The sequence below is a fragment of the Rhizorhabdus antheiae genome (assembly GCF_049889055.1).
GTDB lineage: Bacteria > Pseudomonadota > Alphaproteobacteria > Sphingomonadales > Sphingomonadaceae > Rhizorhabdus.
This window is the reverse complement of sequence record NZ_JBLTWO010000009.1, coordinates 1-14,408: the sequence shown is the minus strand read 5'-3', so window position 1 is coordinate 14,408 and position 14,408 is coordinate 1. Positions and strand designations below refer to the sequence as shown.

General features: G+C 65.0%; 14 protein-coding genes and 1 pseudogene. 13 read left to right on the top strand and 2 right to left on the bottom strand.

All coding sequences use genetic code 11. The annotated features are described in order from the left end of the window. The first annotated feature begins 162 nt into the window (after positions 1-162). The 12 genes from gltX (at position 163) to ACNI3R_RS16035 (ending at position 10,958) form a co-directional block, all read left to right on the top strand. Positions 163-1,587, top strand: coding sequence for a glutamate--tRNA ligase (gene gltX, locus ACNI3R_RS16090; RefSeq protein ID WP_426185163.1), 1,425 nt, complete (start codon positions 163-165; stop codon positions 1,585-1,587). A 67-nt stretch (positions 1,588-1,654) separates the two neighbouring features. Then, on the top strand, positions 1,655-2,938 hold the full coding sequence (gene gltA / locus ACNI3R_RS16085) for a citrate synthase (RefSeq protein ID WP_426185161.1): 1,284 nt from the start codon (positions 1,655-1,657) through the stop codon (positions 2,936-2,938). A 336-nt stretch (positions 2,939-3,274) separates the two neighbouring features. Further along, a complete protein-coding gene (locus ACNI3R_RS16080) occupies positions 3,275-4,582 on the top strand; it encodes a S41 family peptidase (protein WP_426185472.1) in 1,308 nt (435 codons plus the stop codon). An 81-nt stretch (positions 4,583-4,663) separates the two neighbouring features. After that, positions 4,664-5,137: a disulfide bond formation protein B gene (locus ACNI3R_RS16075; RefSeq protein ID WP_426185159.1), complete on the top strand. Its 474-nt coding sequence runs from the start codon at positions 4,664-4,666 to the stop codon at positions 5,135-5,137. Beyond that, positions 5,134-5,652 (top strand): demethoxyubiquinone hydroxylase family protein, encoded by a 519-nt coding sequence (locus tag ACNI3R_RS16070; protein WP_426185157.1) that lies wholly within the window; start codon positions 5,134-5,136, stop codon positions 5,650-5,652. The genes ACNI3R_RS16075 and ACNI3R_RS16070 overlap by 4 nt, the downstream gene beginning before the upstream one ends. Before the next feature lie 30 nt (positions 5,653-5,682). Further along, positions 5,683-6,081 carry a hypothetical protein gene (locus ACNI3R_RS16065; RefSeq protein WP_426185155.1) on the top strand — a complete coding sequence of 133 codons (399 nt, stop codon included), beginning with the start codon at positions 5,683-5,685 and terminating at the stop codon, positions 6,079-6,081. Between the two features lie 99 nt (positions 6,082-6,180). Then, positions 6,181-6,501, top strand: coding sequence for a hypothetical protein (locus ACNI3R_RS16060; RefSeq protein WP_426185153.1), 321 nt, complete (start codon positions 6,181-6,183; stop codon positions 6,499-6,501). A gap of 186 nt (positions 6,502-6,687) precedes the next feature. Then, positions 6,688-7,887: an ADP-forming succinate--CoA ligase subunit beta gene (sucC, locus tag ACNI3R_RS16055; RefSeq protein WP_426185151.1), complete on the top strand. Its 1,200-nt coding sequence runs from the start codon at positions 6,688-6,690 to the stop codon at positions 7,885-7,887. Positions 7,888-8,078: 191 nt separating this feature from the next. Beyond that, positions 8,079-8,828 carry an electron transfer flavoprotein subunit beta/FixA family protein gene (locus ACNI3R_RS16050; RefSeq protein WP_374651606.1) on the top strand — a complete coding sequence of 250 codons (750 nt, stop codon included), beginning with the start codon at positions 8,079-8,081 and terminating at the stop codon, positions 8,826-8,828. After that, positions 8,825-9,754, top strand: a complete 930-nt coding sequence (locus tag ACNI3R_RS16045; RefSeq protein ID WP_426185148.1) for an electron transfer flavoprotein subunit alpha/FixB family protein — start codon at positions 8,825-8,827, stop codon at positions 9,752-9,754. Before ACNI3R_RS16050 ends, ACNI3R_RS16045 begins: the two co-directional genes overlap by 4 nt. 183 nt (positions 9,755-9,937) lie before the next feature. Continuing rightward, positions 9,938-10,414 carry a GAF domain-containing protein gene (locus tag ACNI3R_RS16040; protein ID WP_426185146.1) on the top strand — a complete coding sequence of 159 codons (477 nt, stop codon included), beginning with the start codon at positions 9,938-9,940 and terminating at the stop codon, positions 10,412-10,414. Between the two features lie 364 nt (positions 10,415-10,778). Continuing rightward, positions 10,779-10,958, top strand: coding sequence for a Thivi_2564 family membrane protein (locus tag ACNI3R_RS16035; RefSeq protein WP_426185144.1), 180 nt, complete (start codon positions 10,779-10,781; stop codon positions 10,956-10,958). A gap of 46 nt (positions 10,959-11,004) precedes the next feature. Here ACNI3R_RS16035 and ACNI3R_RS16030 read toward each other — a convergent pair whose 3' ends face one another. Together ACNI3R_RS16030 and ACNI3R_RS16025 are read right to left on the bottom strand one after the other, a co-directional pair. Next, positions 11,005-12,366: a UdgX family uracil-DNA binding protein gene (locus tag ACNI3R_RS16030; protein ID WP_426185142.1), complete on the bottom strand. Its 1,362-nt coding sequence runs from the start codon at positions 12,364-12,366 to the stop codon at positions 11,005-11,007. Between the two features lie 11 nt (positions 12,367-12,377). After that, entirely contained in the window at positions 12,378-13,616 is a 1,239-nt protein-coding gene (locus ACNI3R_RS16025; protein ID WP_426185140.1) for a putative DNA modification/repair radical SAM protein, read from the bottom strand. Positions 13,617-13,794: 178 nt separating this feature from the next. Here ACNI3R_RS16025 and ACNI3R_RS16020 point away from each other — a divergent pair. Beyond that, a pseudogene (locus ACNI3R_RS16020) lies at positions 13,795-14,408 on the top strand (hypothetical protein); the annotation flags it as partial.

The window sequence follows — 14,408 nt, the reverse complement described above, 5'->3', positions numbered from 1 at the left end:
GGCCGGCAAGCGCAGGCAATTGCCGCAAAGCGGTACTTTTGTACGGTCCACGGCGCCCTATTTGCGCTTTGAGCATCGTCAGCCAAATTGACCGGCTCGCAAAATGCTTTAGGGGGCGCTGCACAGTCGCGGGCCTTCGCCCCGCAATCGGAGAATCGGCGCTTGAGCGCACAGACGGACACAACTGCGGTCGTCACCCGCTTCGCCCCCTCGCCCACGGGATTCCTCCACATAGGCGGCGCCCGCACCGCCCTGTTCAACTGGCTGTTCGCGCGCCACCATGGCGGCCAATTCCTGCTGCGGATCGAGGATACCGACCGCGCGCGCTCGACGCAGCCCGCGATCGACGCCATTTTGGACGGGATGCGGTGGCTCGACCTGAACTGGGACGGCGAGGTCGTCTATCAGTTCGCCCGCGCCGACCGCCACGCGCAGGTGGCGCGGGCGCTGCTCGACAAGGGCCATGCCTATCGCTGCTATGCGACGCCGGAAGAACTGGCCGAGCTGCGCGAGCAGCAGCGCGCCGCCAAGCAACCGCTGCGCTATGACGGCCGCTGGCGCGACCGCGATCCGTCCGAGGCGCCCGCCGGCGCCCCCTTCGTCATCCGCCTCAAGGCCCCGCGCGAGGGCGAGGTGACGATCGACGACCAGGTGCAGGGCCCGGTCACGGTGCAGAATGCCGAGCTGGACGACATGATCCTGCTGCGGTCCGACGGCACCCCCACCTATATGCTCGCGGTCGTCGTCGACGATCACGACATGGGCGTCACCCACGTCATCCGGGGCGACGACCATCTCAACAACGCCTTCCGCCAGCTGGCGCTGATCCGCGCTATGGGCTGGGCGGAGCCGGTCTATGCCCATATCCCGCTGATCCACGGCGCCGACGGCGCGAAGCTGTCGAAGCGCCACGGCGCGCTGGGCGTCGATGCCTATCGCGACGAGATGGGGCTGCTGCCCGAAGCGGTGAACAATTATCTGCTGCGGCTCGGCTGGGGCCATGGCGACGACGAGATCATCAGCCGCGAGCAGGCGGTCGAGTGGTTCGACCTGGCCGGCGTCGGCCGCTCGCCCTCGCGCTTCGATTTCAAGAAGCTGGAGAATCTCAACGGCCATTATCTGCGCGAGGCCGACGACGCCCGCCTGGCTGCGCTGATCACCCCCGGAGTCGCGGCGGCGGCAGGCCGTGAACTGGCGGATTCGGATCAGGATCTACTGCTACGCAGCATTCCCCACCTGAAGGTAAGGGCCAAGGATCTCAACGAGTTGATGGAAGGCGCAGCCTTTCTGTTTCGCACCCGCCCGCTCGATATGGACGAGAAGGCGGCATCGCTGCTAGACGAACCCGGCAAGGCGTTGCTGGCCCAGGCCCGCGAAGCGCTTGCCGCGACATCCGACTGGTCTGCGGACGCCCTCGAGGCGGCCGTCCGGTCGGTGGCGGAGCAAGGGGGGATCGGCCTCGGCAAGGTGGCGCAACCGCTCCGTGCGGCGCTCACCGGACGCACGACCTCCCCGGGCATATTCGACGTCCTGGCCCTCCTCGGTCGCGAGGAGAGCCTGGGACGACTGGATGACCAGCTGCGCTGACGGCTGGTCGGAGTTGGCATGAACCAGCCGGCTTGCCGGCACAGGGGCAAACGACAGGAGATTGAACATGGCTGAATCTGTGAAACTGGAGATCGGCGGAGACGCGTCCGAATATCCGGTCCTGTCGGGCTCCGTCGGTCCGGACGTCGTCGATATCCGCAAGCTCTATGCCCGCACGGGCGCCTTTACCTATGACCCGGGCTTCACCTCGACCGCGTCGTGCCAGTCGGCGCTGACCTATATCGACGGTGACGAGGGCATCCTGCTCCACCGCGGTTACCCGATCGACCAGCTCGCCGAGCAGTCGAGCTTCATGGAGGTCGCCTATCTCCTGCTCAACGGCGAACTGCCGAGCGCGAAGGGCCTGGAGGACTTCACCTATACGATCAGCCGCCACACCATGCTGCACGAGCAGCTGGCGCAATTCTATCGCGGCTTCCGTCGCGATGCGCACCCGATGGCGATCATGTGCGGCGTCGTCGGCGCGCTGTCGGCCTTCTACCATGATTCGACCGACATCAACGATCCGAAGCAGCGCCTGATCGCGTCGCACCGGCTGATCGCGAAGATCCCGACGATCGCGGCGATGGCCTATAAATATTCGGTGGGTCAGCCCTTCGTCTATCCGAAGAACGACCTCAGCTACACCGCCAACTTCCTGCGCATGACCTTCGCCGTTCCGGCCGAAGACTATGAGGCGGATCCGGTGGTCGTGTCGGCGATGGACAAGATCTTCATCCTCCACGCCGACCATGAGCAGAACGCCTCGACCTCGACCGTCCGTCTGGCCGGTTCGTCGGGCGCCAACCCGTTCGCCTGCATCGCGGCCGGCATCGCCTGCTTGTGGGGCCCGGCGCATGGCGGCGCGAACGAAGCCGCGCTCAACATGCTGCGCGAGATCGGCACGCCCGATCGCATCCCCGAATATATCGCCCGCGCGAAGAACAAGGACGACCCCTTCCGCCTGATGGGTTTCGGCCACCGCGTGTACAAGAATTTCGACCCGCGCGCGAAGGTGCTCAGCAAGGCCGCGACCGAGGTGCTCGACAAGCTGGGTATCAACGACCCGGTCCTCGACACCGCCCGCGAGCTCGAGCGGATCGCCCTGAGCGATCCTTACTTCATCGACAAGAAGCTCTACCCGAATGTCGACTTCTATTCGGGCGTGATCCTGTCGGCGATCGGTTTCCCGACGACGATGTTCACGGTTCTCTTCGCCCTCGCCCGCACCGTCGGCTGGGTCGCGCAGTGGAACGAGATGATCTCGGACCCCGAGCAGAAAATCGGCCGCCCGCGCCAGCTCTATACGGGCCCGACGCAGCGCGACTACGTCCCCGTCAGCCAGCGCTAAGCGCCGGACCCGACAGGGCCAGGAAATCAGGGGTCGGTGCCCAGGCACCGGCCCCTTTTTTCTGAGTGCATCCTCCAAATTTGTCTCCCGAAACCGGGCGGGGAGCCGGCGCAGCCGGCGGAGGGGATGGAGCGAAGCACGAAGGGGAAGTCCCACGGTCATTGACCGATAAGCATTTGCCAACCATGTTCATGCCATGGCCATGTCGGCAGCCCCACTTTTACGGGCTGACTATTTCATCGTCGGCATAGTGCCTGTACGGTGCGACGTTTCCCGGGAGCGGGCTGAAAGATGACGAAGACCCTGTTGCGTTCGGTTGGATTGTTCGGCGCCGGCATGATCGTCGCGACGATCGCACCCGCCATCGGTGCGGTGGACGTGAGCACTTACAAGGAGCTCGACCAGTTCATGAGCGTGTTCGAGCGGGTCCGCTCGGACTATGTCGAGAAGGTCGATGACCGCACCCTGATCAAGGGCGCGATTGACGGCATGCTCGCCAGCCTCGACCCGCACAGCGCCTATCTCGATGCACGCGACCGGCAGAATATGCGCACGCAGACGCAGGGCGCCTATGGCGGCCTCGGCCTGTCGGTCACGATGGAGGACGGCGCGGTCAAGATTATGACCGCGCAGGAGGATACGCCGGCCGGCCGCGCGGGCCTGAAGACTGGCGACTATATCACCCATATCGACAGCAAGCTGCTCTATGGGGGCACGCTCGACGAAGCGGTCGACCAGATGCGCGGCAAGCCGGGCTCGAAGCTTCTGCTGACGATCGTCCGTCCCGGCCGCGACAAGCCCTTCGACATCAGCCTCACCCGCGAGCTCATCCAGATGAAGCCGGTGAAGTGGGAAGTGAAGGACCAGGTCGGCATCATCAACATCAACACCTTCGTCAACGCCAACACCGGCGATTCGGTGCGGGCGGCGATCGCGGGCATCCAGAAGTCGCTCGGTCATGATCCGGCCGGCTATGTGATCGATCTGCGCTCCAATCCCGGCGGCCTGCTCGACCAGGCGATCGACGTTGCTGACATCTTCCTCGACCGCGGCGAGATCGTGTCGCAACGCGGGCGCGAGAAGAACGATATCGAGCGCCGCTATGCGACCGCCTCCCCGCCCGACCTCGCCCATGGCCTGCCGATCATCGTGCTGGTCGATGCGGGTTCGGCCTCGGCGGCGGAAATCGTCGCCGGTGCGCTGCAGGACCAGAAGCGCGCGCTGGTGATGGGCGAGCGCACCTTCGGCAAGGGCTCGGTCCAGACGGTGATCGACCTGTCGGACGAGACCGCTCTCAAGCTGACCACGGCGCGCTACTACACCCCGTCTGGCCGTTCGGTGCAGGAAGGCGGGATCAAGCCCGATCTGCGCGTGCCCCAGCTCAGCGATGCCGATTACAAGGACCGGCCGCGCCTGCGCGAATCCGACCTGCGCCGCCACCTGATCAACGAGGCCAAGGTCGACGACAAGGTGCTGGAGGACGACGGCAAGCCCGATCCCCGCTTCCAGCTGACCGCTGCCGAGCTGAAGAAGCAGGGCATCGACGATTTCCAGCTCGACTATGCGGTGAAGACGATCGCACGCATGGCGCAGCCGCCGCTGCGGACGGCGCAGGGCGGTGCGAAGAAGACCGGCGCACGCTGACGCCCGAGCCGGACGGGCGCTCGATGCGCCTGTCCGTCGGCCGGGCTGGCCCGGCGCGCCATCTATGCTAAGGCCTTCTCCATGACACGCTTCGCCAAGGCGCGGCTTGCCGCGCTCCTCCTGCCCTCCGCGCTGATGACCGGCGCACTGGGATCGCAATATATCGGCGGCCTTTTCCCTTGCGAGATGTGCCATTGGCAACGCTGGCCGCATGAGATCGCCATCGCTGCCGCGCTGTTCGCCTTTCCGTTCGGCGACAAGCCGGCGGGTCGCGCGGCGCTGTGGATCGCCATTCTCGGCATCCTCGTCAGCGGCCTGATCGGCGTCTTCCACGCCGGCGTCGAATATAAATGGTGGGAGGGCATCACCCGCTGCTCCGCCCCGCTGACCGGCGGATCGACCGACGACCTGATGGCACAGATCATGGCAACGCCGATGATCCAGTGCGACGTGCCCCAATGGACGCTGTTCGGCATTTCGCTCGCCGGCTACAATGCGTTGATATCGACCCTTGGAGCGATCGGGATCCTCCTGATGTGGAAGCGCAAGCCATGACCAGCGACAGCAGCCGCGCGGCGATGCTCCGTGTCGACCAGGCCGGCGAATTCGGCGCCACCCGCATCTATGCCGGTCAGCTGGCGGTGATGGGACAGCGCAGCCCGGAGGCCCGCGCCATCGCCCGCATGGCGCATCAGGAAGCGCGCCACCGCGTCATCTTCGACCGGATGATCGCCGAACGCGGCGTCCGACCGACCGCCCTGCGCCCGCTCTGGGACGTGGCCGGCTTCGCCCTCGGCGCGGCCACCGCGCTGATCGGGCCCAAGGCGGCGATGGCCTGCACTGCCGCGATCGAGACCGAGATCGACCGCCATTATGGCGAACAGCTCGACGAGCTGGGCGACGAGGATCCCGAACTCGCCGAGACGATCCGCGACTTCCGTGCCGAAGAGGTCGAGCATCGCGACACCGCGATCGCCGCCGGTGCGGAACAGGCGCCGGCCTATCCCCTGCTGTCCGGCGCCATTCGTCTCGGTTGCCGCATTGCCATCGGACTTTCCCGGCACATATAGAGACTTGAACACAGGACAGGACCCGCGCCGATGATCAGGAACCGCATCTTCACTCCGGCGCTGGCGATCCTTGCCACGGCCTTTGCCGCACTGCCCGCCACCGCGCCGGTCCAGGCGCAGCGCACCCAGCGTGTGCTGACCATCTTCGGTTCCGACCCCTGCCCGACGAGCAATGGCGAAGAGATCGTCGTCTGCCAGCGCATACCCGAGTCGGAACGCTACCGCATTCCCGAGCAGCTGCGCCGGACCGATCCTAAGAACGACAATTGGGGCGATCGCGCGTCGAGCCTCGAATATGTCGGCCGCAGCGGCGCGCAGAGCTGCTCGACCAGCGGTGTCGGCGGTGCTTCGGGCTGTTTCCGCGAGCTCGCCCGCAAGGCCTGCGACGAGGACAAGGCCGACGGCAAGAAGTGCGGGATCAAATTCTGATCTCTGCGCGACAGGATTGACGGTTCCACCCGTTCATTGCGGATCAATCGCGCTTTTGGCAGATGGCGGAGCATGATTTCGCCATCCGGAAAGCGACCGATGAACCGTCTTGCCCTTCTCCCTGCCCTCGCTGCGCTGGCGCTTGCCGGCTGTGCTGCGGTTTCGCCCGAGGCCAAGGTCCGCACCAAGCTGATCGACGCGGGCATTCGTCCGCCGGTCGCGTCCTGCATGGCGGAACGGATGGTCGACCGCCTGTCGCTGGTCCAGCTGCGTCGGCTGCAGTCGCTGGGCGGGCTGGGCAATCGGGACGTTCGTGAAATGAGCGTCGACGAACTCGTCCGGCGGCTGCGCGCGCTGCAGGATCCCGAGATCGTCTCGGTGGTGCTGAAGGCCGGAATCGGCTGCTCGATCGCCAGCTGAGGGCAGCATCTGCGGCTTTGCGCGAAGCTTGCAGAGCGCCACTGTCCTTCCGCACAGCTTCCCGGCAGAACAAAGTTTGCCTATTGCCCGCGCATCGTTTGATTTGCTGCGGATGGGGTTTTCAAGGCGCATCTTTCATGCTTTAGCGCCTGCAAATCCCGTGGACTCTGAAGGACAGGCTCGCGCATGAACATCCATGAATATCAGGCCAAGGAGCTGCTGGCGAAGTTCGGTGTGGCAGTGCCCGCCGGCCATGCAGCGCTGAGCGTCGACGAAGCCGTCGAGGCAGCCAAGAAGCTCCCCGGGCCGATCTGGGTGGTCAAGGCGCAGATCCACGCGGGCGGCCGCGGCAAGGGCAAGTTCAAGGAACTGCCGGCCGATGCCAAGGGCGGCGTCCGCCTGTCCAAGTCGGTCGAGGAAGTCCGCGCCAATGCGCAGGACATGCTCGGCAACACCCTCGTCACCATCCAGACGGGCGAAGCCGGCAAGCAGGTCAACCGCCTGTACGTGACCGACGGCGCCGACATCAAATCCGAATATTATCTGTCGATGCTCGTCGATCGCAAGACCGGCCGCATCGCGATGATCGTGTCGACCGAGGGCGGCATGGACATCGAGCAGGTCGCCCATGACACGCCCGAGAAGATTCGCACGATCGTGATCGACCCGGCCGAGGGCTTCCAGCCGCACCACGGCCGCGCCGTGGCCTTCGCGCTGAAGCTCAAGGGCGACCTGAACAAGCAGGCCGTCAAGCTTGCCGAGCAGCTCTACAACGCCTTCATCGCGACCGACATGTCGATGCTCGAGGTCAATCCGCTGGTCGAGACGACCGACGGCAAGCTGCTCGTCCTCGACGCGAAGGTCAGCTTCGACTCGAATGCTCTGTATCGCCACCCCGACATCCTCGCCCTGCGCGACGAGACCGAGGAAGACCCGGCCGAGATCGAGGCGTCGAAGTATGACCTCGCCTACATCAAGCTCGACGGCGACATCGGCTGCATGGTCAACGGCGCGGGCCTCGCCATGGCGACGATGGACATCATCAAGCTGAACGGCATGTTCCCGGCCAACTTCCTCGACGTCGGCGGCGGCGCCACGAAGGAGAAGGTCACGGCGGCGTTCAAGATCATTCTGAGCGACCCTGCCGTGAAGGGCATCCTCGTCAACATCTTCGGCGGCATCATGCGCTGCGACATCATCGCGGAAGGCATCATTGCGGCGGCGAAGGAAGTGAACCTCTCGGTTCCGCTGGTCGTCCGCCTCGAAGGCACCAATGTCCAGCAGGGCAAGGACCTGCTGGCGGGTTCGGGCCTGCCGATCGTGGCGGCCGACGATCTGGGCGACGCCGCCCGCAAGATCGTCGCCGAGGTGAAGAAAGCGGCCTGATCCGTCCGGGAAAGGCGCGGTCGATCCGATTTGCAAAACCGAACTTCGCAGTTTTGCAATTTCACATTTGATTTGACCGCCCCGAACCGCAATGGCGATCGGCCATGGAGCCGGGTCCGCAAGGCCCCGGCCCGCTGGCAGCAAGGGATACGGCCTCCCCAGGGCAAGTGCCAAGGCCAAGGAGTGAAGCTATGAAAGTCCTCGTGCCCGTTAAGCGGGTCATCGATTACAACGTGAAGCCTCGCGTCAAGATGGACGGCACCGGCGTCGACCTGGCCAACGTCAAGATGTCGATGAACCCCTTCGACGAAATCGCCGTCGAAGAAGCCATCCGCCTGAAGGAAAAGGGCATCGCGACCGAGATCGTCGCAGTTTCGATCGGCGAACAGAAAGCCCAGGAAACGCTGCGCACCGCGCTGGCGATGGGTGCCGACCGCGCGATCCTGATCGTGAGCGAGACCGAGGTCGAGCCGCTCGGCGTTGCCAAGCTGCTCGCCAAGATCGTCGAGGAAGAGGCCCCCGGCCTCGTCATCCTCGGCAAGCAGGCGATCGACGACGATTCGAATCAGACCGGCCAGATGCTCGCCGCGCTCACCGGCCGGCCGCAGGGCACCTTCGCCTCGAAGGTCGAGGTCGAGGGCGACAGCGTCAAGGTCACCCGCGAGGTCGACGGTGGCCTGGAGACGGTCAGCCTCAAGACCCCCGCGATCGTCACCACCGACCTTCGCCTCAATGAGCCGCGCTACGCCTCGCTGCCCAACATCATGAAGGCGAAGTCGAAGCCGCTCGCGCAGAAGACCCCGGCGGATTACGGCGTGGACGTCACTCCGCGCCTCAAGACCCTCAAGGTTTCCGAACCGCCGAAGCGTTCGGCCGGCATCAAGGTGGCCGACGTCGATGAACTGGCGGCCAAGCTCAAGGCTCTGGGAGTTGCGGCATGAAGACGCTCGTTTGGGTCGAACATGAGGGCGGCGCCGTCAAGGACGCCACCCTGTCGGCGGTCACTGCGGCCTCGAAGCTCGGTGAAGTCCATTTGCTGGTCGCCGGTGAAGGCGTCGGCGCGGTGGCGGATGCCGCCGCAAAGATCGCCGGTGTCGGCAAGGTCCACGTCGCCGACGGCTCGGCCTATGCCAATGCGCTGGCCGAGAATGTCGCGCCGCTGGTCGTCGAACTGATGGGCCATCACGACGCGTTCGTCGCGCCGGCCACGGCCAACGGCAAGAACATCTCGCCGCGCGTCGCCGCGCTGCTCGACGTCATGCAGATCTCCGAGATTCTCTCGGTCGAGAGCGCCGACACTTTCACCCGCCCGACCTATGCCGGCAACGCGATCGCGACCGTGCAATCGTCGGACGCGAAGAAAGTAATCACCGTCCGCGCCACCTCGTTCGAGAAGGCCGCCCGCGAGGGTGGTTCGGGCACGGTCGAGGCCGTTTCGGGTGCGGGCGATGCCGGCCTGTCCAGCTTCGTCGGTGCCGAAATCAGCAAGTCGGAGCGTCCGGAGCTAACCTCTGCCAAGGTGATCGTGTCGGGCGGTCGTGCGCTGCAGAACAGCGAGAACTTCCACTCGATCATCGAGCCGCTGGCCGACAAGCTCGGCGCCGCCGTCGGCGCATCGCGCGCTGCGGTCGACGCCGGCTATGTCCCGAACGACTATCAGGTCGGCCAGACCGGCAAGATCGTCGCTCCGGAAGTCTATGTCGCGGTCGGCATCTCGGGCGCTATCCAGCATCTCGCCGGGATGAAGGACTCGAAGGTGATCATCGCGATCAACAAGGACGAAGAGGCGCCGATCTTCCAGGTCGCCGACATCGGCCTGGTCGGCGATCTGTTCAAAGTGGTTCCGGAACTGACCGGCAAGCTCTGATCGTCGTCACAGACACAATAGAGGGGGGACGGGAGCCATGGGTTTCCGTCCCCCTTTTCATTGCGGCCTCACAATCCCATTTTGGGAACCATCCTCCCGATATCCCGCTTAGGTAGATTGCCGTAACGTCAAGTGACGCCTAGAGTTTCGAAGCCCGGCGACCGCCGGGGGAGGGCGGGGTTGATGAGCCAGAAGCTGGAGGAGGATGTCGCAGCGATAGGCGCCATCGATGCCGTTCCATCGGTCCTGCACCTTGCCTCCGCGCGCAGCGGCATGGGCTTTACCGGCATCTGCCGCGTCACGGCGGAGCGGTGGATGGCCTGTGCAATATTGGACGGAATCGGTCTCGGCATTTCCGCTGGCGATGAACTCTCTCTCAAGACCACCATCTGCGACGAAGTTCGAGGCCACGGCCGGGCCATCATCATCGACGACATAGTCGACGATCCGCTGTACCGCGATCATCCCACGCCGCGCCTCTACGGGTTCCGCAGCTATATCTCCACACCGATCGCCGTCCCGGACGCCGGCTTCTTCGGCACCCTGTTTGCCGTGGACCCGAAACCCGCCCGCCTGTCGAACAGCAATGCGTTGCTCTGCTTCGACCTTCTCGCTGGGCTGATCGCGCTCGAACTGTCGCGACGCGGCTGGCGGGACTGAGCCACCGGCTTTCCATTGCTCCAGAAAGCCCCGCAAACCGCCTGACCGACGCCTGAGCGGCTACAATAAGCGAGGATGAGCCCCTCCCGCCCGCAGTTCGTCATTCCCGCGAAGGCGGGAATCCCTATGCTCCGCCGCCCGAGCCTCTTGCGGCTCGGAGGCTATGAATCCCCGGCTGCGCGGGGATGACGGAAGAGGGTGATAGAGGATAATGCGCCGGGGGTCCGCATCCCGAGTTGGGGCGGGTATGGGTCTAAGCCGCCCCTCTCTCTCACCGTCAAACTATACAAGGTCAGCAAACATCCAAGGAACATTCTTCGATGTTCCGGGTTCGTAGCGATAATATCATATAAAATGAGGATGGATGACCATGCTTATCAACGTTATCGTCGTATTGATTATCGTCGGTGTTCTGCTCTGGCTGGTCAACAACTACATTCCGATGGATGCCAAGATCAAAAGCATTTTGAATATCGTCGTCGTGATCATCGTGGTTCTTTGGTTGCTTAAGGCCTTTGGTCTGCTTGCCGGAGTTGGTATCTGAACGGAGCAATTTCGGTCCGTTGAAACAGCCAGGGGCGTCTGCTCGATCATGGCATCACCCCCGAGCGAAGATCGGCGACGAAACGGGTATATTCCTCCTCCACCTGCGCCTTGTCGGGGAGGCGCAGCAAATAGCTGGGGTGGATCGTCGCCCGCCCCTCAATCCCGCCCTCCAGCATTATCGGCTCGTCCCGCATCGATGTCAGCGAGCTTGCCTTTCCGGCCACCGAATGGATCGCCGTCGTTCCCAGCATGATGATCCTGCGGGGTGAGATGATTGCGCGCTCCTGATCGATCCACCAGCGACAGGCCTTGATCTCGCCCGCATTGGGTCTTGCGTGAATGCGCCGTTTGCCGCGCGGTTCGAACTTGAAATGCTTGACCGCATTGGTGACATAGAGCCGCGAACGGTCGATCCCTGCATCGCCGAGCGCGCGCTCGAACAGCTGCCCCGCCGGTCCGACGAAGGGTCGCCCCGCCAGATCCTCCTGATCGCCGGGCTGTTCCCCCACCACCATGATATCGGCATCGACCGGCCCCTCCCCGAATACGGTTCGGGTGGCACAGCGGTGCAGTTCGCAGCGCGTGCATTGCGCCGCCTCGGCGCGCAGCGCCTGCCACGCCTGATCGGCATTGCCTCTCGGCATCGTCCGCTCCACCATCTGAATCTCGCGCGCGCGGGCGCCCGCGATCAGTGCGGGGATCAACGCGGTCTCGGGCATGTTGGCCCAATATTTTCGTGGCATCTCCTTCAGCATCGCGCCGACCTTCAGCCGGGCAGGGTTGAAGATCGATGCATAATAGCCCTGCCACAGCGCCTCGACCGGATCGCCATCGGGTGCATCGGTCCGTTGGGCGCCGGGCCCCTCGCTCAGGCTGCTGCCGTCCCAGTGAATCGACAATTCAGGGGTCAGGATCGACCAGTGCATGGTCGCGAACCGCCGCACGAAGAAACCGGCATTGGCACGAACGATGTGGTGATCGGGTTCGAACCAGGCGACATAGCGGTCATCCACCTCGCGAAAGCGGACGAAGGCCCGCATCTTGTGGATATCGCGCCTCACCTCCTTGGCCAGCAAATCCAGGCGGCGGCGCAGAGGATCGGCCTCGTCCGCCATCACGCCCGGCTGGTCGAGCACACGCTGCAGCATGCGGTAGAGCAGGGCAAAGCGCTCGGGCTCCCGATGCGGAACGACGGACTCGGCCAGTCGGAGAAATTGGCGCGAAACGGCGAAGGGCGGTCGTATCGGCTCGGGCAAAGGCGCGGGTGCGCTGCCAAAGAGGTCGCCTCCCTCGCCTTCGACTTCCCACAGCAGCTCGCTCGCATCGACCCCCGCCATCGCCGCCCGCCGCGCGGCCGCACGCCACGCGGCGACATCGTCTGGCTGGGGAAGCAGGATGCGATACATGGCGGATCGGCTCAGGCGCCGAACAACTCCAGCTGCTCGGTCACCCGAGCACGCAAGTCGATCCGATCGATCAGCGTTGTCGGACGCCAGTCGGTCGTGACGATGAAGGGGCGCAGCTTGGTGATCGATCGGGAAAGCCGGCCGACATCGGCAAGGCTGAGCTGGCGCCAGCGGCGCGAGGCAATCACTGCATTGACCGCCTTCACCCCCAGCCCCGGCACCCGCAGCAGCAGCTCGCGCGGGGCCGTGTTGACGTCGACGGGAAATTGCTCGCGGGACTTGAGCGCCCAGGCCAGCTTCGGGTCGATGTCGAGCGGCAACATTCCCTGTTCGTCGGTTGCCTGCGCCACCTCGGCAGGGCGGTAGCCGTAGAAGCGCATCAGCCAGTCGGACTGGTAGAGACGGTGTTCGCGCATCAGCGGCGGACGCTTCAGAGGAAGCACCGCCGAGGCATCGGGGATCGGGCTGAACGCCGAATAATAGACCCGCCGCAGCGCGAAGCGATCGTAAAGCCCGCTCGCCGTGTGAACGATGTCGCGATCATTGGCCGCATCGGCCCCCACGATCATCTGGGTAGACTGTCCGGCAGGCGCAAATTTCGGAGCCGAGCGATAGCGGCGGGATGCGTCCCTGCCGTCCTCGATCGCGGTCTTCATGCCCGCCATCGCGCCCTGAATGCGCGAAACCGATTTCTCCGGTGCGAGCCGTTCCAGCCCCGCTGCCGTCGGCAGTTCGACGTTGATCGAGATGCGGTCGGCATGGCGGCCGGCGGCCTCGATCAACCCCGGATCGGCATCGGGGATGGTCTTGAGATGGATATAGCCGCGGAAATGATGATCCTCGCGCAGGCTGCGCGCCACCTCGACCAGCTGCTCCATCGTATAGTCCGAGGAACGGATGATGCCCGAAGAGAGGAACAGTCCCTCGATATAGTTGCGGCGATAGAATGCGAGGGTGAGATCGACCACCTCCTTCGCCGTGAAGCGGGCGCGGCGGACGTTCGAGCTCTTCCGGTTGATGCAATAGTGGCAGTCGAAGATGCAGCTGTTGGTCAGCAGGATCTTCAGCAACGAGATGCATCGCCCGTCGGGTGCATAGGCATGGCAGATGCCCATGGCCTCGGTCGAGCCGATCCCCTTCGTCGCCCCGCGCGAGTCGCGTTTGCTCGTCCCCGATGACGCGCAGGAGGCATCATATTTCGCCGCGTCGGCGAGAATCTCGAGCTTCTGACGAACATCCAGCTGGGTCATATGTTCTTTATATGTTCACGGAACGACCACGTCCAGCCCACCCCTAGGGGAAGGCCGGACGATGCACTCCCGCGTCTGCCGGCTGTCGCTGCCCGGCCTTGTGCCCTAGCTGCCGGGGACGTCAGCCACGCCGTCTGCACCGGGCCACAGGCTGCTGTTGCCGCCCGAGGTGATGGGCGTGTCGACCTCGACGCTGGTCGGGCCGATCCGGCTGAGGTCGATCAGGACATTGGGTCCTGCAACCGAGCTGCCCGAGCTGCTGGCGCTGCTCGATTCGCTGCTGTCCTCGTCACCGCCTTCGTCCGCGACGCTGCCATCGCTCGAGCCGGTGTCGGACGATGCGCTGCTGCTGGCAGCACTCGTGCTGCCCGAAGCCTCGCTCGAAGACGAGCCGCCTTCCGACGAGCTGGACGATGAGCTCGACCCCGAGCCGGAATCAGAGGAGGCCGTGGAACCGCCACCGGACGAAGAGCCGAAACTGGCCACGCCGCCCGAGCTGGAGCCTACGCTGCCGCCCGCGACCCGCGTGCCCGTCAACGAGGACTGGATGCTGGTCGTGATGATCGTCGTCTCACGCATCACAGTCTGCATCACAACCGGCTGCTCCACCGTAGGAGGCGGCGGAGGCGGCGGCGGCGGAGGCGGCGGCACCTCGGGCGGAGGCGGCGGCGACACCGGCGGGGGCGGCGGCGGCGGCGGCACCTCGGGTGGAGGCGGCGGCGACACCGGCGGGGGTGGCGGCGACACCGGCGGCGGCGGCGGGGGTGGCGGCGACACCTCGGGCGGCGGCGG